General features: G+C 63.5%; 24 protein-coding genes. 9 read left to right on the forward strand and 15 right to left on the reverse strand.

Going from position 1 to position 24787, the window contains the following annotated elements; genetic code table 11:
* Nucleotides 1-193: 193 nt before the first annotated feature.
* From ilvC to H6718_10995, 8 genes are all read right to left on the reverse strand, one after another.
* Entirely contained in the window at nucleotides 194-1216 is a 1023-nt protein-coding gene (ilvC, locus tag H6718_10960; protein ID MCB9585908.1) for a ketol-acid reductoisomerase, read from the reverse strand.
* A gap of 66 nt (nucleotides 1217-1282) precedes the next feature.
* Nucleotides 1283-1807, reverse strand: a complete 525-nt coding sequence (gene ilvN, locus H6718_10965) for an acetolactate synthase small subunit (GenBank protein ID MCB9585909.1) — start codon at nucleotides 1805-1807, stop codon at nucleotides 1283-1285.
* On the reverse strand, nucleotides 1804-3522 hold the full coding sequence (gene ilvB / locus H6718_10970; GenBank protein ID MCB9585910.1) for a biosynthetic-type acetolactate synthase large subunit: 1719 nt from the start codon (nucleotides 3520-3522) through the stop codon (nucleotides 1804-1806). Before ilvB ends, ilvN begins: the two co-directional genes overlap by 4 nt.
* A 119-nt stretch (nucleotides 3523-3641) precedes the next feature.
* Entirely contained in the window at nucleotides 3642-4745 is a 1104-nt protein-coding gene (gene leuB, locus H6718_10975) for a 3-isopropylmalate dehydrogenase (protein ID MCB9585911.1), read from the reverse strand.
* Between the two features lie 56 nt (nucleotides 4746-4801).
* Nucleotides 4802-6370 carry a 2-isopropylmalate synthase gene (locus H6718_10980; GenBank protein MCB9585912.1) on the reverse strand — a complete coding sequence of 523 codons (1569 nt, stop codon included), beginning with the start codon at nucleotides 6368-6370 and terminating at the stop codon, nucleotides 4802-4804.
* Nucleotides 6371-6876: 506 nt separating this feature from the next.
* Nucleotides 6877-7494, reverse strand: coding sequence for a 3-isopropylmalate dehydratase small subunit (gene leuD, locus H6718_10985; protein ID MCB9585913.1), 618 nt, complete (start codon nucleotides 7492-7494; stop codon nucleotides 6877-6879).
* Nucleotides 7491-8924: a 3-isopropylmalate dehydratase large subunit gene (gene leuC, locus H6718_10990; GenBank protein ID MCB9585914.1), complete on the reverse strand. Its 1434-nt coding sequence runs from the start codon at nucleotides 8922-8924 to the stop codon at nucleotides 7491-7493. The genes leuD and leuC overlap by 4 nt, the downstream gene beginning before the upstream one ends.
* A gap of 2 nt (nucleotides 8925-8926) precedes the next feature.
* Nucleotides 8927-9523: a MarR family transcriptional regulator gene (locus H6718_10995; GenBank protein MCB9585915.1), complete on the reverse strand. Its 597-nt coding sequence runs from the start codon at nucleotides 9521-9523 to the stop codon at nucleotides 8927-8929.
* Nucleotides 9524-9782: 259 nt separating this feature from the next.
* On the opposite strand from H6718_10995, the gene H6718_11000 reads away from it, so the two are divergent.
* The 7 genes from H6718_11000 to H6718_11030 all read left to right on the forward strand — a co-directional run bounded on the left by H6718_11000 (nucleotide 9783) and on the right by H6718_11030 (nucleotide 16761).
* Nucleotides 9783-10799 (forward strand): hypothetical protein, encoded by a 1017-nt coding sequence (locus H6718_11000; GenBank protein ID MCB9585916.1) that lies wholly within the window; start codon nucleotides 9783-9785, stop codon nucleotides 10797-10799.
* A 216-nt stretch (nucleotides 10800-11015) separates the two neighbouring features.
* Nucleotides 11016-11327: a hypothetical protein gene (locus H6718_11005; GenBank protein ID MCB9585917.1), complete on the forward strand. Its 312-nt coding sequence runs from the start codon at nucleotides 11016-11018 to the stop codon at nucleotides 11325-11327.
* 269 nt (nucleotides 11328-11596) lie between these two features.
* Nucleotides 11597-12202, forward strand: a complete 606-nt coding sequence (locus H6718_11010) for a hypothetical protein (protein ID MCB9585918.1) — start codon at nucleotides 11597-11599, stop codon at nucleotides 12200-12202.
* Nucleotides 12192-13091, forward strand: coding sequence for a DUF3025 domain-containing protein (locus tag H6718_11015; protein MCB9585919.1), 900 nt, complete (start codon nucleotides 12192-12194; stop codon nucleotides 13089-13091). The genes H6718_11010 and H6718_11015 overlap by 11 nt, the downstream gene beginning before the upstream one ends.
* Nucleotides 13091-13738 carry a hypothetical protein gene (locus H6718_11020; protein MCB9585920.1) on the forward strand — a complete coding sequence of 216 codons (648 nt, stop codon included), beginning with the start codon at nucleotides 13091-13093 and terminating at the stop codon, nucleotides 13736-13738. The genes H6718_11015 and H6718_11020 overlap by 1 nt, the downstream gene beginning before the upstream one ends.
* Nucleotides 13739-13805: 67 nt before the next feature.
* Nucleotides 13806-15971: a sel1 repeat family protein gene (locus H6718_11025; protein ID MCB9585921.1), complete on the forward strand. Its 2166-nt coding sequence runs from the start codon at nucleotides 13806-13808 to the stop codon at nucleotides 15969-15971.
* 193 nt (nucleotides 15972-16164) lie between these two features.
* Complete coding sequence (locus tag H6718_11030; GenBank protein ID MCB9585922.1) at nucleotides 16165-16761, forward strand: fasciclin domain-containing protein; 597 nt, start codon at nucleotides 16165-16167, stop codon at nucleotides 16759-16761.
* A gap of 10 nt (nucleotides 16762-16771) precedes the next feature.
* On the opposite strand, the gene H6718_11035 is transcribed toward H6718_11030, so the two are convergent.
* From H6718_11035 to H6718_11065, 7 genes are read right to left on the reverse strand one after another with little or no spacing between them, the layout of a single operon-like run.
* Nucleotides 16772-17173 (reverse strand): NUDIX domain-containing protein, encoded by a 402-nt coding sequence (locus H6718_11035; protein ID MCB9585923.1) that lies wholly within the window; start codon nucleotides 17171-17173, stop codon nucleotides 16772-16774.
* Between the two features lie 21 nt (nucleotides 17174-17194).
* Complete coding sequence (locus H6718_11040) at nucleotides 17195-17992, reverse strand: glutathione S-transferase (GenBank protein MCB9585924.1); 798 nt, start codon at nucleotides 17990-17992, stop codon at nucleotides 17195-17197.
* Nucleotides 17993-18047: 55 nt separating this feature from the next.
* The gene (locus H6718_11045) at nucleotides 18048-18623 is read right to left on the reverse strand and encodes a Crp/Fnr family transcriptional regulator (protein MCB9585925.1); all 576 of its coding nucleotides are present in this window, start codon (nucleotides 18621-18623) and stop codon (nucleotides 18048-18050) included.
* Between the two features lie 31 nt (nucleotides 18624-18654).
* Nucleotides 18655-19506 carry an MBL fold metallo-hydrolase gene (locus tag H6718_11050; protein ID MCB9585926.1) on the reverse strand — a complete coding sequence of 284 codons (852 nt, stop codon included), beginning with the start codon at nucleotides 19504-19506 and terminating at the stop codon, nucleotides 18655-18657.
* Between the two features lie 2 nt (nucleotides 19507-19508).
* The gene (locus H6718_11055; GenBank protein ID MCB9585927.1) at nucleotides 19509-19871 is read right to left on the reverse strand and encodes a hypothetical protein; all 363 of its coding nucleotides are present in this window, start codon (nucleotides 19869-19871) and stop codon (nucleotides 19509-19511) included.
* The gene (locus H6718_11060; GenBank protein ID MCB9585928.1) at nucleotides 19871-20266 is read right to left on the reverse strand and encodes a nuclear transport factor 2 family protein; all 396 of its coding nucleotides are present in this window, start codon (nucleotides 20264-20266) and stop codon (nucleotides 19871-19873) included. Before H6718_11060 ends, H6718_11055 begins: the two co-directional genes overlap by 1 nt.
* Before the next feature lie 11 nt (nucleotides 20267-20277).
* Complete coding sequence (locus tag H6718_11065) at nucleotides 20278-21525, reverse strand: TraB/GumN family protein (GenBank protein MCB9585929.1); 1248 nt, start codon at nucleotides 21523-21525, stop codon at nucleotides 20278-20280.
* A gap of 143 nt (nucleotides 21526-21668) precedes the next feature.
* On the opposite strand from H6718_11065, the gene H6718_11070 reads away from it, so the two are divergent.
* Both H6718_11070 and H6718_11075 read left to right on the forward strand, forming a co-directional pair.
* Nucleotides 21669-22358, forward strand: coding sequence for a DUF2461 domain-containing protein (locus H6718_11070; GenBank protein MCB9585930.1), 690 nt, complete (start codon nucleotides 21669-21671; stop codon nucleotides 22356-22358).
* Between the two features lie 16 nt (nucleotides 22359-22374).
* Nucleotides 22375-24783 carry a TonB family protein gene (locus H6718_11075; protein ID MCB9585931.1) on the forward strand — a complete coding sequence of 803 codons (2409 nt, stop codon included), beginning with the start codon at nucleotides 22375-22377 and terminating at the stop codon, nucleotides 24781-24783.
* Nucleotides 24784-24787: the final 4 nt, after the last annotated feature.

A 24787-nucleotide genomic window follows, 5' to 3' on the forward strand; every position in this document is an offset into this window, starting at 1 on the left:
TGAACGGACGCGGAAAACCCGTGTGGGAAACTTAAGGGCCGCTCATGAATCTTCGTCCTTGGAGTGCAACCAAAGGGGCGGCTCGAGGATTGAGCGGACTTCACGCTTTGGCACAAAAACTCACAGGCCGCCTCGTCGGGTGACGTGGCGGCCTGATGGCGACGCGCGCGCGCATCGGATTCTGAGGGAGCGATCAGTTCTCGGAGGCGCGCTCCTTGACGGCTTGGTTCTCCTTCATCCAGGGCATCATCCCGCGCAGCTTCTTGCCGACGCCCTCGATGGGGTGCTCGGCACCGGCGGCCTCCAGGCGCTTGAAGTTCGGCTTGCCCGCCTTGTGCTCGGAGATCCATTCCTCAGCGAACTGCTTCGTCTGAATTTCCTTGAGGATTTGCTTCATGGTCGCCTTGGTGTCAGCCGTCACGACCCGCGGGCCACGGGTGAGGTCGCCGTACTCCGCCGTGTTGCTCACGGAGTAGCGCATGTTGCCGATGCCACCCTCGTAGATCAGGTCGATGATCAGCTTCAGCTCGTGTAGGCACTCGAAGTAGGCCATCTCTGGCGCGTAGCCCGCTTCAGTCAGCGTCTCGAAGCCGGCCTGAATCAGCGCCGTGAGGCCGCCACACAACACCGCCTGCTCGCCAAAGAGGTCCGTCTCGGTCTCTTCCTTGAAGCTGGTCTCCAAGATGCCGGCGCGGCCGCCGCCAATCGCCGACGCGTACGACAGCGCGACGTCTTTGGTGTCGCCGCTCGCGTCGTGATGGATCGCGATCAGCATCGGCACGCCGCGGCCATTCGCGTACTCGCGACGCACGGTGTGACCGGGAGCCTTGGGAGCGACCAGGAACACGCCCACGCCTTCAGGCGGCGCGATGTAGTCAAAGTGCACGCCAAAGCCATGAGCCACCGCGAAGTAGTTCCCCGCCTCGAGGCCGGGGGCGATCTCTTCCTTGTAGATGTCGGGGGCCAACTCGTCAGGCACCAACATCATCACCACGTCGCCCCACTTCGCGGCCTCCTTCGGGCTCACGACGGTGAGCCCTTCGGCTTCGGCTCGCGCTTTGGAGCTGCTGCCGTCGCGCAGGCCGACTCGCACGTCCACGCCGCTGTCCTTGAGGTTCAATGCGTGGGCGTGGCCCTGACTGCCATAGCCGATGATGGCGACCTTCTTGCCTTTGATCAGGCCCTGGTTCGCGTCGGCATCGTACAAAGCTTTCATGTGTGTTCTCCGAGATTTGCTGCCGCGCATCTCCGCGCGGATTAGATGTCTATGAGGATCGCGGCGTCAGGCGGCTGAGCTGCTCGACGGCGCTTCGGTTTCGCTGAGGGGACGTTGGAGGGCGATGGGCGCGGAGCGCACCATGTCGCGGATCCCCAGCGGCCGGAGCAGCTCGATGAAGTTGTCTACCTCGGCGCTCGAGGCGGTGACCTCCAGCGTGAAGGCAGTGGGGGCGTAGGCGATGACGCGCGCGCCGACGAGCTTGATGATGCGCTCGAGATCTTCACGGCTCTTGGCGTTCGGTACGTTCACCGTCGCCAAGCAGAGCTCGCGCTCGACGTGCTTGCCTTCGACGACGTGGTGCACGCGCCGCACGCGAATGAGCTTATGCACCTGCTTGGTGATTTGCTCGATGATCGCGTCATCCCCGCGAGTCACCAGGATCACGCGGGAGTAACGCGGATCCAGGGTGGGGCTGGCCGTGATTTTATCGATGTTGAAGCCGCGACCGCTGAACAAACCAACGATGCGCGCCAGCTCGCCGAAGCGGTTCTCGACCAAGATGCTCAGGACGTGACGTTCGGCGCTCATGCTAGCTCCCGGGTGTCGTGATCCTTGTCGTCGGGCTCGAGCACGATTTCGTAGTGCGCCGCGCCAGCGGGGATCATCGGGTAAACGTTGGCTTCCTTCTCGACGATGATGTCCATGATCACCGTGCCTTTGGTGTTCAGGCCTTCCTCGAGCACCTTGCGGAGCTCGCTCGGATGTTCCGCGCGGAGACCGGTAGCGCCGTAAGCCTCAGCCAGCTTCACGAAGTCGGGGAAGTACTTCATGCCGACGGATGAGTAGCGGCGGCTGTAGAACAGCGCCTGCCACTGGCGCACCATGCCGAGGTAGTTGTTGTTGAAGATGATGATCTTCACGTCCAGGCCTTCGTGAACGCAGGTCGCGAGCTCCTGGATGCACATCTGGATCGAGCCGTCACCGGTGATGCAGATGACGCGGCGATCTGGGTTGGCGAGCGCCGCGCCCATTGCCGCGGGGAGACCATAGCCCATGGTGCCGAGGCCGCCCGAAGTGAGCCAGGAGCGACCGCTCTTCGCTGGGTAGTACTGAGCGGCCCACATCTGGTGCTGGCCGACGTCGGTCGCGCAGATGTCTTCGCCCTGGGTGATGTCAGCGATTTCCTCCATCAGGCGTTGCGGCATGATGGAGTCCTCGCGGTTCTTGTACTTGAGCGGGTGCTTCGTACGCCACTCGTCCAAGGTCGCCCACCAGTTCGTGCGGGGCGGTGCGTCCCCCGGGTTTGCGTCTAGCTCTTCCAGGAACTGCTGAGTCACCGTCTTGGCGTCGCCCACGATGGGCACGTCACATTTTACGTTCTTGTTCAGGCTGGTCGGGTCGATGTCGACGTGGATGATCTTCGCCTTCTTCGCGAAGCAGTCCAGGCGCCCCGTCACGCGGTCATCGAAGCGGGCTCCGATGTTCACGATCAGCTCGGCTTCTGCCATCGCCATGTTGGCGGTGTAAGTGCCGTGCATGCCGAGCATGCCGAGGCACTGCTTGTGTCCGTAAGGAAACGCACCGAGGCCCATCAGCGTGGGCGTTACCGGCAGGTTCAGGCGCTCCGCCAGCTGCAAGATTTCTTCGTGGGCGTTGGCGTTGACCACGCCGCCACCGATGTAGAGCACGCTGCGCTCGGACTCGCGCATCATCTCGACGGCGCGCTTCACCTGCATCGGGTGGCCCTTCACCGTCGGCTTGTACGAAGGCAGGTCAACGGAGTCCGGGTAAACGAAGGGGAACTCCGCCGCGGTGACGTCCTTCGGCAGGTCGATCAGCACCGGCCCCGGGCGGCCGCTACGTGCGAGGTAGAACGCCTCCTTGATGATGCCGGCGAGCTCGGAGACGTCCCGCACCAGGTAGTTGTACTTGGTGCAAGGACGCGTGATGCCGACGATGTCCGCCTCCTGGAAGGCGTCGTTGCCGATCATCGAAGTGGGCACCTGACCGCTGATCACCACGAGCGGCGTGGAGTCCATCATCGCGTTGGCGAGGCCAGTGATGACGTTCGTGGCGCCAGGACCGCTGGTCACCAAGCACACGCCGACTCGCCCAGTGGACTGCGCGAATCCTTCCGCCGCGTGAATCGCGCCCTGTTCGTGGCGCACGAGGACGTGGCGCAGTCGGCCCTCAGCGAGGTGAAGCTCGTCGTAGACGTGCAGGATCGCGCCACCGGGGTAGCCGAAAATGGTGTCTACACCCTCTGCCAAGAGGCTCTCTACCAGGATCTTTGCACCCCGCATTACGGGTGCATCGACCACGGCTTCGGCTGCTTCAGCGGCGCTGCCATTGTTGCCATTGCCCTTCGACGATTTCGGCGAAGACGGCGGGCGACTACTGTGGCGCGCGGCGCTTCCTTGGCTCACTGTGCCTCGAGCGCTTGACATATCAGGTCTCCCATTTTCTGCGTGGTAATATCACCGCCCAGGTCGGCCGTGTAGTGGCCAGCCTGGAGCACTGAATCGATGGCCGCCTCGACGCGCTTCGCTTGCTCCGGCAGCCCGAGGCTGCTCTGGAGCATGGAGGCAACGGAGGCGATGGTGCCGATGGGGTTGGCGATGCCCTTCCCGGCGATGTCCGGCGCCGAGCCGTGAATTGGCTCGTAGAGGCCAGGCCCATCGCCAAGGCTCGCGCTGGGCAAGAGCCCAATGGATCCCGACAGCACCGCGGCTTCATCCGTGAGGATGTCGCCGAACATATTGCCCGTGACGACGACGTCGAAGCGGCCCGGGTTCTTGATCAGGTCCATTGCGGCGGAGTCGACGTACTGATGCGCCAGCTCGACGTCGGGGTAGTCGCTCTTCTGCAGCTCGCTGACAACCTCACGCCACAAGCGCGAGACCTCGAGCACGTTCGCTTTGTCGACGCTGGTGACGTGCTTCTTTCCGCCGGCTTCCCCACGGGCGCGCGCCAGCTCAAAGGCGATACGCGCCACGCGGATCACCTCGGACTCGCTGTAGATCATGGTGTTGAAGGCTTTGCCCGTTTCGCGATCCCAGCCCCGGGGCTCACCGAAGTAGATGCCGCCGAGCAGCTCCCGCACCACGACCATGTCGGTTCCGCGCAGATACTCAGCCTTGATGGGCGCGCGGTCGACGAGGCTTGGGTAGATCTTTACAGGGCGCAGGTTGGCGAACACGCCGAGCGCCTTGCGCAGGCGGAGCAAGCCTTTTTCAGGCCGTTTGTCGGGGGTGAGGCCGTCGTACTGCGGGCCTCCAACCGCCCCGAGCAGCACCGCGTGTGCTCGCTTGCACGCGCTCTCGGTGCGCTCGGGGAGCGGATCGCCGTCGGAGTCGTAAGCGGCGCCGCCGATCGGCAGCTCGATCATCTCAAGCTTCCGTCCCGCGGCTTTTGCACAAGCTTCCAGAACCTGGACCGCTGCGCGGGTGACCTCGGGACCGACGCCGTCTCCTGGCAGGGAGACGACGCGCAGGCTCTCATCGGGATGTGGGCTTTGACTACTCATGAACGACTCTGGCGCTGTGATTTCGGCGTCGGCTTCGGCGCTTATGGTTGGTGGGACTACTGGCTGATGATTTGCGGAGCCTTCTCGGCGACGGCGACCTGGGGTGGCTTGATCGCCTCCCGCAGGGCCAGGGCCTTGTTCACCGCTGAGAGGTACGCCTTCACCGACGCGGCGACGATGTCCGTGTCGACGGCGCGCCCGCTGAAGGTCTTCTCCGCGATTTGTACCCGCACGGAAACTTCGCCTTCGGTTTCGCGCCCGGTGCCGACCGCGCGGAGCTCGTACTCCACCACCTTGCCGGCGTAGCCAGTGATGGTGTCGACTGCGCTGTACGCCGCCTCCACGGGGCCATCCCCCAGAGCGCACGCGGCGAAGGTGCGTCCGTCGCGAGTCAGCTGAACCGTGGCCGTGGCGGGCTTCACGCTACCGGCTGACGCCTGCACCAGGTTGATGGTGTAGGGCGGCTCTGGCGGCGGACGGTTGTCGAGTGCCAGCTGGATCAGCTCGTCGTCGTCCAGCGCCTTACCCACCTCACAGGCCTTGAGGAAGTTGTCGTAGACGTGGTTCAGCTGCGCACCCGTCATGGGGTGGCCGAGCTCCGTCAAGCGCGCGGCGAGCGCGCGGCGCCCCGAGTGACGCCCCAGCACGAGCTGCGCCGGGGGAGCCCCGACGGACTCCGGGGTCATGATCTCGTAGGTGCGGCGATCCTTCAGCCAGCCTTGCTGGTGCACGCCAGACTCGTGGGCGAACGCGTTGCGTCCCACGATGGCCTTATTGGGCTGAGCGCCGACACCCGTCAGCGCGCTCAGCAGCTGACTGGTCTCGAAGATTTTCTCGTGATTGACGTTTGTTGTGTACGGTAGTGCATCCCCGCGGATACGTAGGGCGGTTACGATCTCCTCGAGGGAGGCGTTGCCCGCTCGCTCGCCGATGCCGTTGATCGTGCACTCCACCTGGCGCGCCCCCGCTTGGATAGCCGCCAGGGAGTTCGCGACCGCCAGCCCCAGGTCGTTATGACAGTGGGTGGAGATGATCACGTCGTCGATGTTGCGGACGTTCTCCTTCAACAGGCGGATGCGCTTGAAGTACTCGTCGGGCACCGTGTAGCCCACGGTGTCAGGGATGTTCACGACGTCGACGCCCTCGTCGACTACCGCCTGGACGACCTCCACCAGGAAGTCCTTGTCGGTGCGCGTCGCGTCTTCTGGGCTGAATTCCACCTCGGGGAAGAGCTTCTTGCCAAGGCGCACGGAGCGCACGATCAGGTCCAGAGCGTCCTGCTTGTTCAGGCCAGTCTTCGCGTCCAAGTGCAGCTGACTGGTGCCGAAGAACAGGTGCAAGCGGGGCTTGTCGGCGGGCTCGAGGCCGCGAACACAGGCTTCGATGTCTCCGTCGTTGCACCGGGCGAGCGTCGCGATGGTGGCGCCTTTCACCGCGCGAGCGATTTGCCTCACCCCCTCCAAATCCTCTGGGCTTGCCGCGGGGAAGCCGGCTTCAATCACGTCGACGCCGAGCTCATCGAGCTGCCGGGCGAGGGTCAGCTTTTGCTCCGCCGTCATGCCGTAGCCCGGCGATTGCTCACCGTCGCGCAGCGTCGTGTCGAAGATTCGAACTACATCGTCCATCGGTTCCTCCTACGTCGGCCTCCGTTCGGCCGAGGGGAGTCACCGTGGGTTAACGATGATTCAGCTCGGTCCGAGCAGCAGGCACGACGCTTACTGGGCTCTCCCCAGTACCTCGTGCACAGGTCGTAAGTGGTGCGAGTGGGCTGCTCATCTCTCTCGTTCCAGGTCACCGCGACCGCGCGATGACAGGAGCCGAGTATGCGGCGCGTCATGGGTCGCTTCAAGCGGAAACGTGAAGCGCGTTTTGCACACATCGGTGCCGCTGTTGGTTTGGGAACCGCCGTGAGTGAAACCGCATCTCGCATCATGGGTGTCGTCCGTGCCTTTGCTCCTTTGCTCGCTCGCCCGTCAAGCATTCGGCCGAGCCTCCTCCATCACTCCACACAACCTGTGCTGAATCTCCCCCGTGCTGATCCTGGCGCGCCCGACTGCCGTTGTTGACGACCGCGTTTCTGACATTGCATGCCGCAGTTCAGGGAGCTGTCGCTTTTGCTGTTCGTTGGTGTTCAGTGCCCCTGCCAGTCGTTCACGTAGGGTAGCCCGGCGGCGACTTCGGCCACCTGGGTCGCGCCCTCGAGGAGCTCCGCGGTGCTGTCCCAGGTGCCTTCGATGAAGGCTTTACGGGGACCTTCGGGGATCTGAACGGTGACTTCGAAGTCACCAACTCGCAGCCGCTGGTGCTCGAGGTCGAGGTGCAACATCAGCTTCGGATCCGCGCTTACACGTCGCATCGCCTCTGCCAGGTCTGCCGGTGCCGCAGTCGCGCACGGCATCCCCACGGAAATGCAGTTGCCGAAGAAGATCTCTGCGAAGCTCTCTCCCACGATGGCTTGGATACCGAAGCGATGAATGGCCTGCGGCGCATGCTCACGCGACGACCCGCAGCCGAAGTTGTCGCCCACCAGTAGCACCGTGGCGCCCTTGTATGCCGGCTCGTCGAAAGGGTGACGCTTGCCCTGGCGGTCGAGCGCTGCGCGATCGTCCGCGAAAACGTGCTCGCCCAATCCATCGAAGACGATGCTCTTCAAGAAGCGCGCCGGGATGATTCGATCCGTGTCGATGTCGTTGCCTGGCAGCGGCAACGCGGTGCCGCGAAACTCAGCGCGTTTCATGCTCCCACTCATGCCTTTGCTCCCAGCAAGCTGCGGACGTCGGTGACCTCACCAGCGAAAGCTGCGGCGGCGACCATGGCTGGCGACATCAACAGGGTGCGACCGTCGGGTGATCCTTGGCGGCCTTTGAAGTTTCGATTGGAAGACGACGCGCAGATCTCGTCACCGTGGAGGCGGTCTGGGTTCATCGCTAGGCACATCGAGCAACCAGGCTCGCGCAACTCGAAACCCGCCTGTTTGAGGATGCGGTCGTATCCGCGCCGACTGATTTCCGCCTTCACCTCTTGGGAGCCCGGCACCGCCAACGCCCGCACATTGGGCGCGACGCGCACTGGCTGGCCCGCGCTACGCCGAGCCTCGATCAACTCGGCAACCACCTGAAAGTCGCTGATACGCGCGTTGGTGCACGAGCCAATGAACGCCACGTCGATCTGCAGACCGGCGATGGGTTGCCCCGCTGCGAGCTTCATGTAGTCGTAAGCTTGGGATACGTTTCCGCGCTCCGTTTCGGGAAACGCCTCGAGGTTCGGAATGGAACCGCTGACGCCGACGGATTGCCCAGGGGTGATACCCCAGGTGACGACGGGCTCGATCTCCGCGGCGTCGAAGCGCACTACGTCATCGTACTGAGCGTCTGCATCGCTCTTGATGCTATCCCAGTACGCCACTGCCTTTTCCCAAGCATTGCCCTGCGGAGACGATGGCCGGCCCTGCAAGTAGTCATAGGTCGTCTGATCGGGATTTACGTAGCCAACGCGAGCGCCGCCTTCGATGCTCATGTTGCAGACCGTCATGCGCTCTTCCATGCTGAATGCATCGAAGACCTCTCCGGCGAACTCGTACGCGTAGCCCACCCCGCCCTGGACCCCGAGGCGGTTGATGATGAACAGCGCGACGTCTTTGGCGTAGACACCCTGGCCGAGCTTTCCGTTTACCTCCACGCGACGCACCTTCAGCTTGCTCACCGCAAGGGTCTGCGTTGCCAACACGTCACGTACCTGGGAGGTGCCGATGCCAAATGCCAGCGCACCGAAGGCCCCATGCGTCGAGGTGTGGGAGTCGCCGCAACAGATCGTCATCCCCGGTTGAGTCAGCCCGCGCTCCGGTCCCAGCACGTGCACGATGCCGTTCTCTAGCCGCTCTTGCGAGTAGAAGCGGATCCCATGTTGCTTCACGTTCAGTTCTAAGGCGCTCAGCATCGCCTCGGCTTGAGTGTCCTTGAACGGCCTGAGCAGGCTATGGGTCGGGATGATGTGGTCGACCGTCGCGAAGGTACGCGCTGGATACGCCACGCTGAGCCCGCGCTCCTCGAGCATCGCGAAAGCCTGGGGCGTCGTTACCTCGTGGATCAAGTGCAGCCCAATGAAGAGCTGGTACTGGCCGCTCGGGAGGCGGCGCACTGTGTGCAGGTCGAAGACCTTTTCGTACAGGGTTTTTCCCATTGTTAGTCCTTGAACTCACCGAGCTCCGTCGCCACTGGCCGAGATACCTGATCCCCCAACCCAGCGTACTCTTCGAGGCGCGCGGCGAGGTCGAATCCAAACGTCGTGAACGTCGCTAGCTGAGCATCGTCCAGGGCGAGCCACACGTCTTGCACCGCCCGCTCGCGTTGCTTGCGCAGGCGCAGCATCGTTCGCTTGCCCTTGGGGGTCAGTGCGTAGTCGCGTTGCCGGCCATCAGCCTTCGACACCGTCACGCTGACGAGGCCTTTGTCGATCAGCTGGCGCAAGATCTTCGAGACGGCGGCGGGCGTCGATTCACGCCGCCTCGCGAACATGCTCGGCATGAAGTCCTCCGTAGAGATTCCATCGAGCACCCGCCACTCGCGCTCCGTGATGCCAACGCTGCTCGCGAGCTGCTCCCGTCGACGTTGGAACACCTCCGTCAAGCGCTGCAAGGTATGTATTGCCGCGTGGATTTGTGCGAGGCGAGGGTCAGCCGACTCGGTTGCGGTTTTGACGAGCTCCAGATCCGGCGCACCACGCTCGGGGTTCGAGTCCTCCCGGAGGGAGTGTTGGCTCTTGTTGCTCGGGGGGTTCATCGGTCAGGGCTGGCAGCTTACCGATCCCAATTGTTGAGGCTAGTAAATTATCTCTGGGTGGCAGTTATGGTCGATGGGCGTCGACTAAATGCGCGGAAATAAAGCCTTAGTTACCGGTTGGGTGTGCAGCCTCCCTACTGAGCGCGTGCGCAGCGGATGCTTTTGGCCGTTGCAAACGAGACTGGGGTGCGGTGTTGAAAGCGCCTCTGCGGTGCCAAACCCCAGTGCGCCCGGTCGCGAAACCGGACATGATCGCGCCATGCGCAGGATCTGGTTGGGTGGGACCGCGGTGCTCTTGAGCCTAGCGGTATTGGGGTGCGGGGACTCTGGCTCAGAAACCGGATCGAGCGGTGGCTCGGGACAAGGCGGGTCAGCTCAAGGAGGCTCGGCGCAGGGCGGCGCAGCGGGCTCCGGTCAAGGGGGCTCCGCGACCGGTGGCACCGCCGGGAGCACTGGAGGCAACGGTGGGAGCGGCGCTACCAGCGGCGAGTGGACGGAGCTCATGACCGGTGACTGGGAGCTCCCAGCGGCTGAAGAAGGCTACCGCTGTGTGGTCTACACCGTGCCCGAAGATATGTACGTAGCTGGGTTTCGCCCGATTGCCCCAAACGGCACGCACCACACGGTGTTGAGTCGCGAAACCGGTAGTCAGGCAGACGGCATCTACCCCTGTGACGCCGGCACGAACGGGCCGGTGATGATCTACGGTTCAGGCGTCGGAACGACACCTCTCGAATTTCCGCAGGGAGTTGCTGTCAAGCTCAAGAAGGGCGAGAAACTGCTGCTCAACTTGCATCTCTTCAACGTGAGCCCGTCTGGCCTCTCTGGCCGTAGCGGGATCGAAGTGCGGCGCGTCGATCCTGCGGATGTCGAGCACGAGGCGGAGATGCTGCTCGCTGGTAAGGACCAAGGCCTGGTCATTGACACCGGGGAGAACACTCAGACCGGTCACTGCACCATGACCGGCGACGTCACGGTCTTTGCGGTGATCCCTCATATGCACCAGCTCGGGATCCACATGCAGGTGAGCGCTGAAACCAGCGCTGGAAGTCAGCAGATGGTCGACACGGACTACACGTTCGACGATCAGCAATACCACATCCAAGATCCACTGGTTCAGCTGAAGGCCGGTGACCAAGTCAAGGTCGACTGCACCTATTACAATGACCGTGGGGAAACGGTTTACTTCGGTGATAGCAGCCTTGCCGAGATGTGTTACGCGGGTATCTACCGTTACCCAGCGCTCGGGACGCCGTACATCACTTGCACCCAGTGAGGCAGCTCGCGAAGGGTTGCGTGGCTGCCACTCGATTGGCACCAGCGGCGCGTAAAGATCAGGCAGGCTAGAGCACCGTCTAACCACGCGTAAACCGTGCTCTGGTTCCCAGCGATTCTCGTACAGCAGGAATCCGGGAAGCAGGACGCGCCAACTCGGCGAACGCTCGGGCTCGCGCAGCCTTGACAGCGTATACTGCCCAGACAGGGGGAACCAATGACACTACTCGGTAAGAGCGTCTCGCTCACCTTCTCCGGCGAAACCACTGAGGAGCTGCTCGACCAGCTCAGGCTCGCGGCGGCGAAGGCTCAGGTACTCGGCTATACAGATGTGGATCTCGCGAACTCCGCGGACGCGCTGTGCATGCAGTTGAAGATCGTGCAGATGAAACGCGACACCAGCTTTGCTCATGCGTTGTCCTACGCGATGGGTGAGCTTGGACGTGGTCGCTCGGAAGCGCTCGGCATCATTTGGGACGGCACCAGCGTCCGCCTCTCCACGCTTTCCGTACGGCAAGAGTCCGCCTGAGGTGGCGTCGGCCTGGGCGGCGAGTCGCCGCGCCGCAGACGACCCCATCATGCTCACAAGTAAGCAGCGGCGCCTCCCATGGCGAGCGTTGAGGGTGAGGCGGTGACGCGGGTCTACTCGAACAACGCGAGCGTTCGTGAAAAGGTGACGGGGTCCCAGATGCCTCGGGAGCCCGGATAAACGGCTTTGGGTGCGCTTTTTCGACGCGTCTGGCGTAAAGGCCGCGTAGCATCGCGACCCCGGTGGTCCCTCCTACCGGTCCACATGCCATGCAGCTAAGTGAGATGTTGAAAGCCGGGGCGCAGCTCCCCGAGATCACGGAGTGGCTCAATCGCGCGTCGTCGAGTCAACGCCTCGAGGCCGCTTTCGAGCTGGGGCGCAAGGGTCAGCGTTCGCTGTATCGCCTCGCGGAAGCGGCTGAGCCGATCACCCTCGAGCATTTCGTCCCCGAAGAGATGAACGCGGTGGAGCCGGTGCACCATCGCGGCCGGAACACGTTGCCGCTGCCTCCCAAGCACCGTTTTTTCGAGAAGCGCTTCTGCCGACCTCGGGACGGCAGCTCGCGGCTGTTCGGCTACAATCACTCGCCATCACGCAAGCTGATAGGCCCGGGGTACTTCGTAGCGCGCAGCACCGCGAAGGAGCCCGCATGGAAGAGTCGTGGCGCGATCGTGGTGGACTACTATCAAGTTCCCGACGGTGAGGTGCCGCCTAGCTGGCCCGAAGTCGTTCCGAACACGAAGGGCCTCCAACGCTTCGTGTTCAATGGGACTCGAGACTTCATGCGTCGCGTCTCGAACCACGTGTCGATCGGCGCCGCGTACAAAGGCGAAAAGGCGCTGGATCACTACTTCATCTTGGTGCGTGAGATCTGAGCCGTCAGCGGTAGGTCCGTGGGCACCGCCGCCGAGTGGGTGGCGCTCCGAGTTCGCGCGGCTCAGCCCAGCGTACGATCAGTTTTGTCCCGAGGTGCTCGGGGCGCTAGCTCGGCACCAGGTGTTCCCGCCGGTCGCCGCCTGGGCAGCCGAGTTACCGCGCGCACAGCCGGCGGTCTCGATGCGCTTCGTGGAGCAAGACGAGAAGGCGATCAAGCAGGCTGGCGGGTACGACTTCTTCATCCGCGCCGAGCGTGCAGTACCGAGCCGTCCAGAGAGCTGGCATGACCTATTCAACGCACTCGTCTGGCTCCACTACCCACAGCTGAAACTCGGCATCCATCAGCTGCAGCTCGAGGACTTTTCCCGGCGCGAGCAGCCCGGCAAGCGAACGGCGCTTGGGGACGTCGCAACTCAGCTGGATGAGTGTGGGGTGCTCGTGCTCAGCTCTGATCCAAGCCTGCACGACGACCTGCGCGAGTTACGCTGGCGTCAGCTGTTCTTCGAACGTCGCGCGGAATTGCTGCAAAACATGCGCTTTCTGGTGGTTGGGCACGCTCTGTTGCACGCGCTGATTGAGCCATACATCGGGCTCATGGGCCGTGCGCTCTTGATCGACGCGCCTCAAGCCTCGCTCGCAACTGCGCTTTCCGCACGATGCTTCGTGGACGAGTGGGCGCCGAGCGAGCTCCCGCGGCGCGTCCAGCGCACCCGCGATTTGTACCCGCTCCCGTTGCTTGGTATTCCGGACTACGTGGCCAACGACAGCGCCGCCTTCTATGACGGCCTGCCGGAGTATTTTCGAGCGCGGCGGGCGGCGCCGATGGAACGCGGAGAGCGCGGCGCAGTATCAGAGCGCGGCATAGAGACAGAGCAACAAGGCGACTGATGGAGTTCGAGGGCATCGTATTCGAGGGGCCTCCCCACAACGACGAGGAGCGGGGCGACGCGATGTTGCTGCGCGAGCTGCCAGCGGAGCTGGCTCGCTTGCTCAAGGAGCGCAACGGCTTCATCGCCTTCGCTGGAGGTTTGCACGTGCGTGGTGCTTGCAACGAGCCGAACTGGCACTCGCTGCGAGAGGCATGGAAAGGGACGGGCGCGCTACACGAGCGTTACCCCGAGGTAAAGCCGACGGACATTCCCTTCGCGGAGGACTGCGTGGGCGATCAGTACCTGCTACGTGATGGCGAGGTGGTGCAACTCTTCGCCGAGATGGGCGAAGTGGAGCACCTCGACATGAGCCTCTCAGAGTTTTTCCAGGCGGCAAAGGAGGACCCGGTGGACATGCTCTGCACCGATCCGCTAGAGCTGTTCCTCCAGAGCAACCCTCGCTTGGCTCCCGGGCGCTTGCTGCAGGTTTTTCCGCCGTTCTGCTGCGATGCAGACGAGCGTGAGCTGCGAGACATGCCTGCCGAGGATCTCTTGGACTATCACACCGAGCTCTCGAGCCGTCTGTCAGAGCTGCCCGAAGGCGCCGAACTCGACTACAGCTCCATTCCTCACTCGGATCGACCCACTCCGACGTCATTCGACTGACGCGAACCCTGTTGGTTCGCGGCTGCTTTTCTTTGGCGCGCTTCGAGCGCTGATACGTATGGGGACGATGATGCGTATTTCAGAGTCTTACTCCAGCTTGTTTCTATGTCTTGGACTCCTCGGGTGTAGCGCCGCGAGTCAGCCTGCTGAGGCGGTCAAGCCTGATGCGCCGACCGCCAACGAAGCGCTCGAGGAAAAATCGACCGGCCCCACCTGCGGCAACGTGAATAAGACGGTGGAGCCCCTCGTCGTCGACTGGAAGTCTGGTACCCGCACCGACCTCGAGGTGGCGATGCAGAAGGGCGTCGTCGTGATGGCCTACGGCTGCGACGGCATGAAGGTGCTCGAGAGCTGCAGCCTCGAGGGGTCCTATCAGTTCGCCGGGGTCACGCCCAAAGAGGACATGATCCAGATCGAGAACAAGGCGGAGCTCTGGGCTAACCTGCCTCTTTCCGTGGGGAACCTGGAGGGTGAACTCCAGGGTAGCGCCACCATCGATTTGGCGATCGCCTTGGTGGGGCGCAGAGGTAGCTTACGCACTCACGCCGCCAAGCCAGAACTCAAAGGAGAGTGCGGCGGCGCGACTCACTTCGTCCGTGCAGCCCACATCGGGGCTTTCGCCATGGCTCGAGGCGAGCGAGGCAAGGTACGAGCCGCTGCGGAGCTCTTCTCGGTGGGGGCAGGGGGGGAGAGTGAGACGAAGCGCAGCATGCAGAACAAGGACGGCGACCTCCAGGACTGCCGCACGGCGAAGCCAGGCGCCAGTGAGCCTCCGGGCAAATGCGCCGCGACCGTGCGCCTGATGCTCGAGCCAATCCTCGCGGAACCAGACCCGAGCTGGGCGAACGGCGCTCCGGCGCTCCCCACCAAGGTGGAGAACCCGTGTCCTGAAGGTTGGTCCCTCACCGAGGGCAAATGCGCGCCGAGCGTGCAGGCTGGTGCTCCCCAGCTCTGCGACGAAAAGGACGAAGCCGGCTGCAAGGCCCAGTGTGCCAACGGATCCGTGGAGAGTTGCTTCCGTTCGGCGCGCTTCGCGAAGACGGACGAGGAGCGCATCGCGCTCTATCAAAAGGCCTGCGACGCAGGGTTCGCTCCCGCCTGCAGTCGGCTCGGGTTCTCCAAGTTGAGCAGCGATCAGGCGGGTGGCCTTGCGCTACTGGAGAAGGCCTGTGCCCTCGGGGACGACTACACGTGCTGGAATACCGGGCGCTGGTACATCGAGGGGCGTGCAGTGCCGAAGGACGAAGCCAAGGGCGCGCTGATGACCGAGCGTGGTTGCTCGCTTGGCTCGCCCCACGCGTGTGCGAGCTACGGCAGCTTGTTGATCGCAGGAGTTGGTGTGAAGGCTGACGTCGAGCGCGGCCTCGCGATGTACCAAAAGCTGTGTGACAACGGGCAGAGCTACTACTGCCATCAGCTCGGCTCGATGTACGCCACCGACCGCAAGGCGCTGGCGGACATGCGCCTTCCGGCGCCGAAGGAGGTCAAGCGGGATATTCCGAAGGGCGTTCGCGTCTGGGAGCAAGGCTGCTCCCTCGGGAGCCTGTGGTCCTGCACCCTGGCCGCTGACCACTACCGCGACGCTGACGGCGTGAAGAAAGACCTCACCCGCGCCAAACAGCTCTACGAGCGCGCGTGTGACGGGGACAAGGGGGTGCAGCGTGACGCATGCACCGCTCTTGGCACGCTCTACGAGAAGGGGGTCGGCGGGCCCAAGGACTTGAGCAAGGCCGCGGACTACTACGAAAAGGGGTGTCCTGGTGAGCAGTGCCAGCGCCTGGCGAGCAATCTTGCCGCGGGGAAAGAAGGCTTCGCCAAGGATGAGGCGCGAGCGCTGAAGCTGTATGAGGCGGCGTGTCGCAAGGGCGCCTGGGGTGGTCGTGAGGCGCCGATGTGCTTTGACTACGGCGCCTACCTGGAGAAAGCCGACAAGCAGAAGGCGAAGGACCTCTATCTGGATCACTGCCTGCGCATGGGTACGGCGTGGGTCGGGGGCAAGAAGGTCAGCGCCGCCGAGACGCGCGGCGGCCACGCGGTGCTTGCTCAGTCCTGTGAGCGCCTGTCCAAGCTCGATCCCGCGAACTTCACCAGCGTGCTCAAGCAGGGATGCATGGACACTGGCGTGTTGTGCAAGGAGCTCGAGAAGCGCGACAAGAAGGTGGCCCTCGAGGCCTACAAAGAGAAGTGCGAGTCGAAGAAGCTCAACTGCAAAGATGTTGAGCGCTTGAAGTAGGAACCCGAACTTCTTGCTCCTCGCCGCTTGACCGTCGCGGAGCTGGTCCTAATCGACCTCCTGAGCGGCGGTCATCGCGTTTCAGCGCTCAAACTCTGAACGAGTGGCCGAACGGGACTCCACCTCAGCGTGGTGAGGGCACTGGTGCGCTCTCCGTACGGCACCGCCGCGTCTTCAACTGGAGGGCAATATCATGCGCTTGTTCGCAAAGACTGGATGGACTCGATTGGCGATTACGCTCACAGCCGTTGCGGCCCTCGGCCTGGCAGGCTGTTCCGATGATGACTCATCGAGCGGCAGCGGCGGCAGCGCTGGCATGAGCAGCGGCGGATCAGCTGGCATGAGCAGCGGCGGTAGCGCTGGTCAGACCCAAGACATGGATATCGTCGACACCGCGGTTGCTGCAGGTAGCTTCAATACGCTGGTCGCCGCTGTTCAAGCCGCCGGGCTAGAAGAGACGCTGCGTTCCGGCACGTTCACTGTGTTCGCGCCAACGGACGCCGCCTTCGAGGCACTCCCCGAGGGGACCGTGGATACGCTGCTCAAACCCGAGAACAAGGACCAGCTGGTGGCGATTCTGACGTACCACGCGGTGGTAGGCGAAGTGCCAGCTGCGGACGTGGTGAACCTGGACAAGGCCACCACGGTCAATGGCGCTGACGTCACCATCGAGGTCGTCGACGGGAAGGTCATCCTGAATGGCACCGTCGAAGTCACGATGACCGACATCGAGGCGTCGAACGGCATCATCCACGTCATCGATGGCGTGTTGCTGCCGCCAGAGGGCTGAAGCGCGCTGACTAGAAACGGTTGAACCTCACGCTGCCGTCATAGCTCAAGCAGTCGTCGACTCGGATCCGTTGGACGCTCGAAAGAGAATCCAGGGGGAAATAATTGAGTTCGGAGTGCTCGGGAGAAAGCACGACTGGAGCGGCGGGGAGAGTGACCTTGAAGATGAACACCTGGCTCTTGTGCGTCGCGTGATAGTAGACCCCCGTTAGGGGGCCCAGCTGAATCGCGACGCCGAGCTCCTCGTGGCACTCGCGACATAAGGCGACGTCGGGTGTTTCCCCTGGTTCGAGCGCGCCTCCTGGGAGCCCCCAGCGTTTCTCGCCGTACGTCGCGCGGAGCTGCAATACCTGCTGCTCCGCGTTGAGGATGACGGCGTGCGCGCTCAGGCGAAAGCGATCGGTGTATGCCACGCGGCGAGCATAGCCGACCTGTCAGAAGCGGGCGCTCGCACTCTGTGAGACCGAGGCGGAGACCGCGCTTGCATCGGCTGGGCCGTGGCGATGCAGCTGGTAGATCCGATTGCGCCAGCTGATCAGATCCTCGAACTCGCGAGCTAGCTCTGGCTGGGTCCAGGCGCGTTCCACCGCGGGGCTCAGCTTGATGTAGGTGTGAGCGACGGGGCGCACGCCTTGAAGCAGTGTCGCTGCCCAGATGTCGAAGGCGCTGAAGTGCTCGCCTTGGAGGTAGGGTGTCTCGGCTCGACGCTGGCGCAGCTCCGTCAATACCTCGCGGATACTTGCTCGGTTGCGATCATCGGCTTTCAGGTCTGCGGAGTACTTGCGCGCGATGAAGCGAGCCGCTGTCGCTGCGACGGGCCGCATCATCGGCGTGAGTGACTCGGGCGCCGCCGCTCGCGCGCTCTCTCTGAGGGCTTCGGGGTCGGCGAGGATTGCCGCCGTCACCAGCGCGCGCGCAGCCTGAAGCGCGGTTTCGACACGAGCGCTGAAGGCGGCAAAGTCTGGATGGTCGGTGCCGAGAGGTGCGCCCCGCCCAACTGCGTCGGCGTGCTGGGCGATGGCCAACGAGTCACCAATCGCCAAGTCCCCATCCACGAACAACGGCACACTCGCCTTGGACGTTCCTGCGTTGCGCGAGCGCCAGCGCAGGCTTGGCTCGCCGATCAAGATCAGGTGCTCGCGATAGCGGTGGGGAATGCGGTGATGGTCGAGTGCCCAGCGGGCTCGCTCAGTCCAGGGGGAGTAGGCCAGGCCATATAGGGTTCTGCTCACGTCGACCTCCAGCAGCGAGTGTACGGGCGGCGGAGGCGCGGAGCATTGACATCGATCAAGAACCGGCGCGCCGCTTGTTTCGCACGCGGCTGAGGGACTCCGGAGTCACTCCCAGATAGGACGCGACGTGGTAGCCGGGCATACGCTGGACGATGTCCGACTCCATGTGGCGCACGAAGTAGGCATAGCGTTCTTCCGCGGACTTCCACTGCAAGGTGCGCAGGCGGCGCTCCATACTGAGGTAGTGCTGCTCTGCGAGGGCGCGACGCAAGCGCTCAACGAGCCCTCCTGCGTGAGCGGCTTCGAAGTCGCACAGGCGCAGACGAAAGCCGCTGACTTCCGAGACTGCTTCGACCCATTCCTCTGCAGGCTCCTCGGTAATCAAGCTAGAGAGCGCCGTGGCGACTGCTGGGGCGCAGAGTAGGCGTAGGTTCACCTCTCGCGCGTCGTGCAAGTAGTACACGCGCACCAAGCCGCTCTGCAGGATGATCAGGTCGCGACAGATTTCACCGTGGGGAAACAGGGTGGCGCCCGCTTGATAGCTGATGGGGCTGATGAACGCTGCGAGGCTCGAGAGCTCTTCAGGGCTCAGCTGGATATGGTGCTCGAACGGATTCGCGTACTGAGCCATACCCTCCCCCCCAAAAAAAAGAATGCGCCGATCAGAAGAACCCACCGCGGCGCGGCGCGAAGACGTGGGTGCGCTCCCACAGCGACTTGGGCAAGCGCCGCTCGAGGATTTGGTGGACCTCTTCTGGCCTGTAGATCTGGCTGAAGTGCATCAGCACCAGGTGTTCGTTGTTGAACTCACCCGCGCGCTCCAAGAGCTCGTCCAGGTGGATGTGGCAGCCAGCGCGGCTCGCTGATAGCTCCTTGCGTTCGTCGAGGAACGAACACTCCATGATCAGGACGCGGGTCTCGAGCAGGCTCGGGTGGGTGTCGATCACGCGCAGCAGCGTGTCCGTGGCGTAGGCCAGCTCCAGGTGCTCGACCTGGTCGAACAGCTGCTCGCCTGCTTTGCGGCGCCGACCTATCTCGGCGCCGTCCAGCTGCTTGAACTCGGGCTTGAGCTTGTTTACCCTGCGGAAAAATTGATAGCCGACACTGGGGACCGGATGATGGGTCTTGAACGCGCGCACCCGAAGGTCGGCCTTGAGTTGGTGTTCGTCGCCGTCCTCCACCCCAACGCCGTCCACGGAGAGATCGTAACGCTGGATCTTCGTCATGTGCTCCAGCGCTTGGTCCAGGTGCTCCTGCACCGCCTTGGGCATGAATACTCGCGGCTTCGGCTTGCTCATCATGCCGCGGATCCCAAGCAGCCCTACCAGGCCGCCCAAGTGATCCGCGTGGCCGTGGCTGAGGAACACGTTGTCGGTCCCCGCGAAGCCGCGCAGGGTGATCCCGGCGTCGAAGACCGCGTCGAGCTCCGGGACTTGAAGGCTCGTGTACACGCCGCCCACGGAGATCCCCCGCACGGTGTAGTTGCCCGCTTTGACTTCCAGCACCCCAGCCATGACTAGCTCAGCTGCTTGAGGGTATTACGCCCGACAATCACTCCCGGGAGCCCCGCGAGCAGACCAAAGAACAGGTTGTACACGGCCTCTGGGTAGCCGTTCGATGAGAGGCGCGCGATGTCCGTGGGGGTGAGACCAGGCGCTTGCGTCGCCTGATAGGTCGCCATGACCCCGCTGAGGGTGCCGAGGAGGCCCAACGCGATCGCGAGGAAGCCCAGGCGGATCGCGGTCTTCGCGATGCGCGGCAGATCCTTCCACTCGCGGTTCGTGCCGATGATGCACAGCGTGGTGGCCAAGATGGGCGCGGCCATCACGACGAGCAGAGCAACGGCTGCGACATCTGTGCTCGAAGCGATCGCGTACATCAGTTCAAGTTCCGGTTCGGCGACGGATCCGGTTCGTCCACGCCGATGGGCGATGCGTGGTGGTGCAGCATGCGCCAGCTCCCGCGCTCCAGCACGAACAGGTTCGTAGCTGCCACGCGTGTGCGGCCTACGCGTTCCACGCAAGTCACCATGCCAGCCTCCCCAAAAAGAGTCGCCTGTTCGTTGACGCACTGAATCCGCGGGGAATCAGGGTTGCTGAGGATGGCGCGCCAGCTCGCGAGCACTGGCCCCCGCCCGTACAGCGCCGGAGCGCCCGGGTGGATGCACACTACGATGGACTCCTTGGCCCACAGCGCATCCATCTGTTCGTAGTCGCGATCGCGAAACGCTCGATAGAACTCGGAGTTTGCAGCTAGCAGAGCTTTTTCGGACACGGTGTGGACCTCTACAACAGCTTCACGACCCAGGCGGCGCCGATCCACGCTCCGATGGCGGAGCCAAGAGTTGCAAACACTGCCACCAACAGCACGCGCGTGAAGTTGTTCTTGCGCATCTCCGCAAAGCCAGTGATGTCGGCGACGCCTTCACAGTCCTCCACCGTCGGCTTACGCAGCCAGGCCTCGCACAGGCCCGCAACCATGCCCGCCCCGATCGTTGGGTTCAGTGAAGTGATGGGGGAAGCGACCCCGGCGACGAGCACGGTGAGTGGCCGCGCTCCTGCGATGATCGACATCACCGCCGCGCCGATCACGTTGGGGATCAGCCAAGCAAAGATCATCTGCTTGAGCCCCTCGCTCGAGTGGTTCACGTAGCCGTAGTAGAAGGCGCCCAGCACGATCAGCGGGATCACCCATTTGAAGACTCGCCCGGCGATACCGGGCGGCGGGATCTTCGATAGCTCCTCGAGGTCAGCGCGCTTGCCCAGCTGGTTCAGCATGCCCTGGACGTGGCCAGCGCCGACCACGGCCACGATCTTTTTCCCCGGGGCATCAGCGATCTTGGTCATCAAGAAACGATCGCGCTCGTCGATCAACGGGACCTGCACTTGAGGCATCGCCTGAGCGAACTCGTGCATCATTTCGTTGATGACGTCGCGGTCCTTGAGTTCCTCGATCTGTTCTTCGTCGATCTCCGCGGAGCCGAAGAAGGCCGCGTTCATCGCAGCCAGCACCTTGAGCTTGTTGAAGAAGCTCAGGTTGCCCCAGGTGCGCTTGAGGGTCGCTTGGATGTCGCGGTCGGCGAGCACCAAGTGGGCGCCCAGGGCGTCGGCTTCGCGCACGGCGGCGTGGAGCTCTGCACCGGGCTTCACGCCAAGCTTGTCTCCCATGCGCCGCTGGTAGGAGCTGAGCACCAGGCTCGACAGCAGAAACAGCACCTTCTGCTGGCGGATCACCGCGAAGATATCCAGCTTGCGCCAGCGGTTCTCGTCCACCAGCGCTTCGTGGCGCATCGCGTCCAACTCCACACACACGGTGTCCGGCTTTACCTCGCGGATCACCCGCGTGACTTCCTCGACGCTCTTCGGAGAAACGTGAGCGGTCCCCACGATGTACACGTCGCGCCCTTCGATCTCCACGTGAGTCACGTTGCGGCTCGTGAGCGCGCTGGTGCTCGCCTCTCCGGCTACGGGGTTTAGCGGATTGGAAGGCGAGTCGGTGCCGCTCTGCGGCGCTTCGGGGGCGGTCTCGGCCATGGGTGCGAGGCTGTTAGCTTGGATCAGGCATTGAATCCAGTTGGCCGCGCCGGTGGCGTCGGTGGCCTCGACTTGTGAAGCACCAAGACGCTATCTTCTGGCGGGGAAAACGAGTCGCGGGGGCGCGGCTGGGGAGCTACGAAGTGGCGAAGTTTGCAGGTTTTTCGCGTGAGACCATCAAGTTCTTGCAAGGGCTTCAGGACCACAATGACAAGGCGTGGTTCGACGCTCATCGAGCGGAGTACGAGGAACACTACCTTGAACCGGCCAAAGCGTTCGTCAGTGCGCTCGCGCCGACCTTCGAGAAGTGGCGTCCGGGCCTGCATGCCGAACCCCGGGTCAACGGATCGATCTTTCGCATCAACCGTGACGTCCGCTTTTCCAAGGACAAGACGCCCTACAAACATCACTTGGACTTGTGGTTCTGGGAGGGGGAGGGACGCAACTTCGGCTGCCCCGGGTTGTTCTTTCGACTCCTGCCTGGAGAGCTGATCATGGGTGTTGGTCTGCATAAGCTCGACAAGGATTGGTTGCGTAAATACCGCGCGGCAATTCTAGACGACGTTAGCGCCAAAGAGCTACAGAAGGTGCTGACCAAGGTCGAGAAGGCGGGCTACGCCATCGGTGGGCGAAACCTTGCCCGTGTGCCGCGCGGCCTACCTCCAGATCACCCACGCGCTGACTTGCTACGACACGACGGCATCACGGCGACGCTGGAGACACCGCTCCCGAAGGATCTCTACACCCCGAACTTCCCCAAGTTCTGCCTGGGCCACTTCAAGGCCATGCTGCCGCTTCACACCTGGTTGGTGGAGCTGGGCAGTCGGAAGTAGGCGACTTCTGAGTCGCTTGCCCTTTCAAGGTCAGCGATGCCGGCGCCTCGAGCGACGTCTCTCGCCTTTTTGGGGGTGGGGGTTAGGAGCCCTGCTGGCAGTCACCTGGGTCAGCCCCACGAGCGCCCAACCCAACGACGCGACCACGAAGCCCGGCGCAAGCAAGCCCAAGCCGCCCCCGCTCGTGCCGCCCAAGGCGCTGAGCGACACCGAGGTGTTGCGCCCGGCAGGGACGGAAGCCGAAGCCGACGTGCTCCTCGAGTTGACCATCGACGAGCGCGGCAAGGTCACACGGGTCGTGGTGCTAAAAGGCGAAGAACCGTACGCCAGCAAAGCCAAGAGCGCCGCCGAGGCGTGGCGTTTCCGACCGGCGCTGCGCGGCGAGCAACCTGTATCCGCGAGGATTCGATTTGTGGTGCACTTCGCCGCGCCTCAGGCGCCTGAGCCCGAGCCTGAGGTCGAACAGCCAGCGCCTGAGAGCGCGAGCGCAACAGAGACGCCGCCGAAAACCGCCCCAGCGCCTGGTGCCTCCCCCCCAAAAAAGCCACCACCCGAGGACGAAGTCGTCGTGCTCGGCAACCGCACGCCGCCGGGAGCGGTGACGTTGAATCGCGCTGAGGTGCGTCAGCTACCCGGTGCATTCGGCGACCCGTTTCGCGCCATCGAGGCGCTACCTGGCGTGACGCCGCTGATCAGCGGTGTGCCGTTTTTCTACGTGCGCGGCGCGCCGCCGGGCAACGTGGGCTACTTCCTCGACGGCATCCGGGTGCCGCTCTTGTATCACATCGGCCTTGGACCGTCCGTCATCCACCCAGGTATCGTCAAGCAAGTCGACTTGTATCCCGGCGGATACCCCGCTCGCTTCGGGCGCTTCGCGGGAGGCATCGTCTCCGGTGAAACCGCAGAGCCGCGTACGGATCTGCTGCACGGCGAGGCGAGCGTGCGCCTGGTCGACGCTGGCGCTCTCGTGGAGTCGCCGTTCGCCGGCGGCAAAGGTACGGCGCTAGTCGCGGGGCGTTACGCTTACCCAGGGCTCGTGCTCCAGCTGTTCGCTCCGGAAGCCATCTTGCGCTACTGGGACTACCAGACCCGCGCGAGCTACGAGGTCACTCCCGACGATCGCCTGACACTGTTCAGCTTCGGCGCCTACGATTACCTCGGGGAAGTACAACCGGATGGCACCACGGACACCTTCTTCAACACCCAGTTCCACCGCGTGGACCTACGCTGGGACCAACGCCATAGCGCGAGCACCAACTCGCGCACGGCGCTCTACGTCGGGTTGGATCGCACTCAAGGGGAAGAAGGCACGTTCCTCCGCGACCGCTTGGCGCACTTACGGTATCAGCTCGACTACCGCGCTTCAGACCAAGCGACGTACAGCGTCGGGGCGGACTTCGCGCTGGACCACTACGACGTGCGCTTCACTGATTCGGAAGATCAGGAAGACATCGGCAGACTGTTTCCTGCCCGCACCGACTACGCCATGGGTGCGTTTGGGCAAGTGGAGTGGAGACCGGAGCGCTGGCTGACGGTGACGCCAGGTGTCCGTGTCGATTGGTACTATTCGAACGCCGAATACGCGCTCGCCGTAGAGCCCCGGGTGAGCGCGCGCTACGACATCAACCAACGTTGGCGATTGATTCACGCGCTGGGTGTGGCGCACCAGCCGCCGGCGTTCGTGATCCCGCTGCCTGGTTTTCAGGTCTCTGGTCTGGAGGATGGCTTGCAGCGTTCGCTCCAGCACAGCGCCGGCGTGGAGACCGACTTGCCCTGGGATGTCACGGCGAGCGTTACGCTGTTTCAGAACGCGTTCTTCAACATGACCGACGCCTTGAGTCGCCGCGGTCAAAACAACGACGAGCCCGGCGACGGAGGCAGCGACGGCGGCAGCAACGACGCAGAAGAATTCAGCGAGCGAGCCCTGGGGCACTCGTACGGCGTCGAGGTGTACGTGCGCCGTCAGTTGACCAAGTCGGTCGGCGGGTTCATCTCCTACACGCTGTCTCGCTCGGAACGCAGCATTAACCGGGAATCGTTTCCGTCGGGATTCGATCGGACCCACGTGCTCAACCTGGCGTTGAGCTTCAACCTGGGCAAGCGCTGGCGAGCTGGCACGCGCGCGGTGTTCTACTCGGGCTACCCGCTCAGTAGCGATGCACTTGCGGGGCTGAGGTCAGAACACCCCGAGCGGATCCCTGCCTTTTGGCGCCTGGACTGGCGCTTGGAGAAGCGGTGGCGGCTCGGCAAGACGGGTTCTTGGGCGCTCGTGTTCGAGGTGGTGAACACCACACTCAACAAGGAGACCATCGACGTCGAGTGCGACCGCTTCGAAGATGGCCTCGGGAACTCGTCCTCGACCTGCCGTGAAGAAAAGATCGGACCCGTGACGATCCCGAGCATTGGCGTCGAGGCGTTCTTCTAGTGAG

The sequence above is a fragment of the Polyangiaceae bacterium genome, from assembly GCA_020633205.1.
GTDB lineage: Bacteria > Myxococcota_A > Polyangia > Polyangiales > Polyangiaceae > JAHBVY01.

What these genes read in the sequence shown, in the direction of transcription:
- ilvC (MCB9585908.1), bottom strand. Translation starts at nt 1,216, where the DNA reads ATGAAAGCTTTGTACGATGCCGACGCGAACCAGGGCCTGATCAAAGGC.
- ilvN (MCB9585909.1), bottom strand. Translation starts at nt 1,807, where the DNA reads ATGAGCGCCGAACGTCACGTCCTGAGCATCTTGGTCGAGAACCGCTTC.
- ilvB (MCB9585910.1), bottom strand. Translation starts at nt 3,522, where the DNA reads ATGCGGGGTGCAAAGATCCTGGTAGAGAGCCTCTTGGCAGAGGGTGTA.
- leuB (MCB9585911.1), bottom strand. Translation starts at nt 4,745, where the DNA reads ATGAGTAGTCAAAGCCCACATCCCGATGAGAGCCTGCGCGTCGTCTCC.
- H6718_10980 (MCB9585912.1), bottom strand. Translation starts at nt 6,370, where the DNA reads ATGGACGATGTAGTTCGAATCTTCGACACGACGCTGCGCGACGGTGAG.
- leuD (MCB9585913.1), bottom strand. Translation starts at nt 7,494, where the DNA reads ATGAGTGGGAGCATGAAACGCGCTGAGTTTCGCGGCACCGCGTTGCCG.
- leuC (MCB9585914.1), bottom strand. Translation starts at nt 8,924, where the DNA reads ATGGGAAAAACCCTGTACGAAAAGGTCTTCGACCTGCACACAGTGCGC.
- H6718_10995 (MCB9585915.1), bottom strand. Translation starts at nt 9,523, where the DNA reads ATGAACCCCCCGAGCAACAAGAGCCAACACTCCCTCCGGGAGGACTCG.
- H6718_11000 (MCB9585916.1), top strand. Translation starts at nt 9,783, where the DNA reads ATGCGCAGGATCTGGTTGGGTGGGACCGCGGTGCTCTTGAGCCTAGCG.
- H6718_11005 (MCB9585917.1), top strand. Translation starts at nt 11,016, where the DNA reads ATGACACTACTCGGTAAGAGCGTCTCGCTCACCTTCTCCGGCGAAACC.
- H6718_11010 (MCB9585918.1), top strand. Translation starts at nt 11,597, where the DNA reads ATGCAGCTAAGTGAGATGTTGAAAGCCGGGGCGCAGCTCCCCGAGATC.
- H6718_11020 (MCB9585920.1), top strand. Translation starts at nt 13,091, where the DNA reads ATGGAGTTCGAGGGCATCGTATTCGAGGGGCCTCCCCACAACGACGAG.
- H6718_11025 (MCB9585921.1), top strand. Translation starts at nt 13,806, where the DNA reads ATGATGCGTATTTCAGAGTCTTACTCCAGCTTGTTTCTATGTCTTGGA.
- H6718_11030 (MCB9585922.1), top strand. Translation starts at nt 16,165, where the DNA reads ATGCGCTTGTTCGCAAAGACTGGATGGACTCGATTGGCGATTACGCTC.
- H6718_11045 (MCB9585925.1), bottom strand. Translation starts at nt 18,623, where the DNA reads ATGGCTCAGTACGCGAATCCGTTCGAGCACCATATCCAGCTGAGCCCT.
- H6718_11050 (MCB9585926.1), bottom strand. Translation starts at nt 19,506, where the DNA reads ATGGCTGGGGTGCTGGAAGTCAAAGCGGGCAACTACACCGTGCGGGGG.
- H6718_11055 (MCB9585927.1), bottom strand. Translation starts at nt 19,871, where the DNA reads ATGTACGCGATCGCTTCGAGCACAGATGTCGCAGCCGTTGCTCTGCTC.
- H6718_11065 (MCB9585929.1), bottom strand. Translation starts at nt 21,525, where the DNA reads ATGGCCGAGACCGCCCCCGAAGCGCCGCAGAGCGGCACCGACTCGCCT.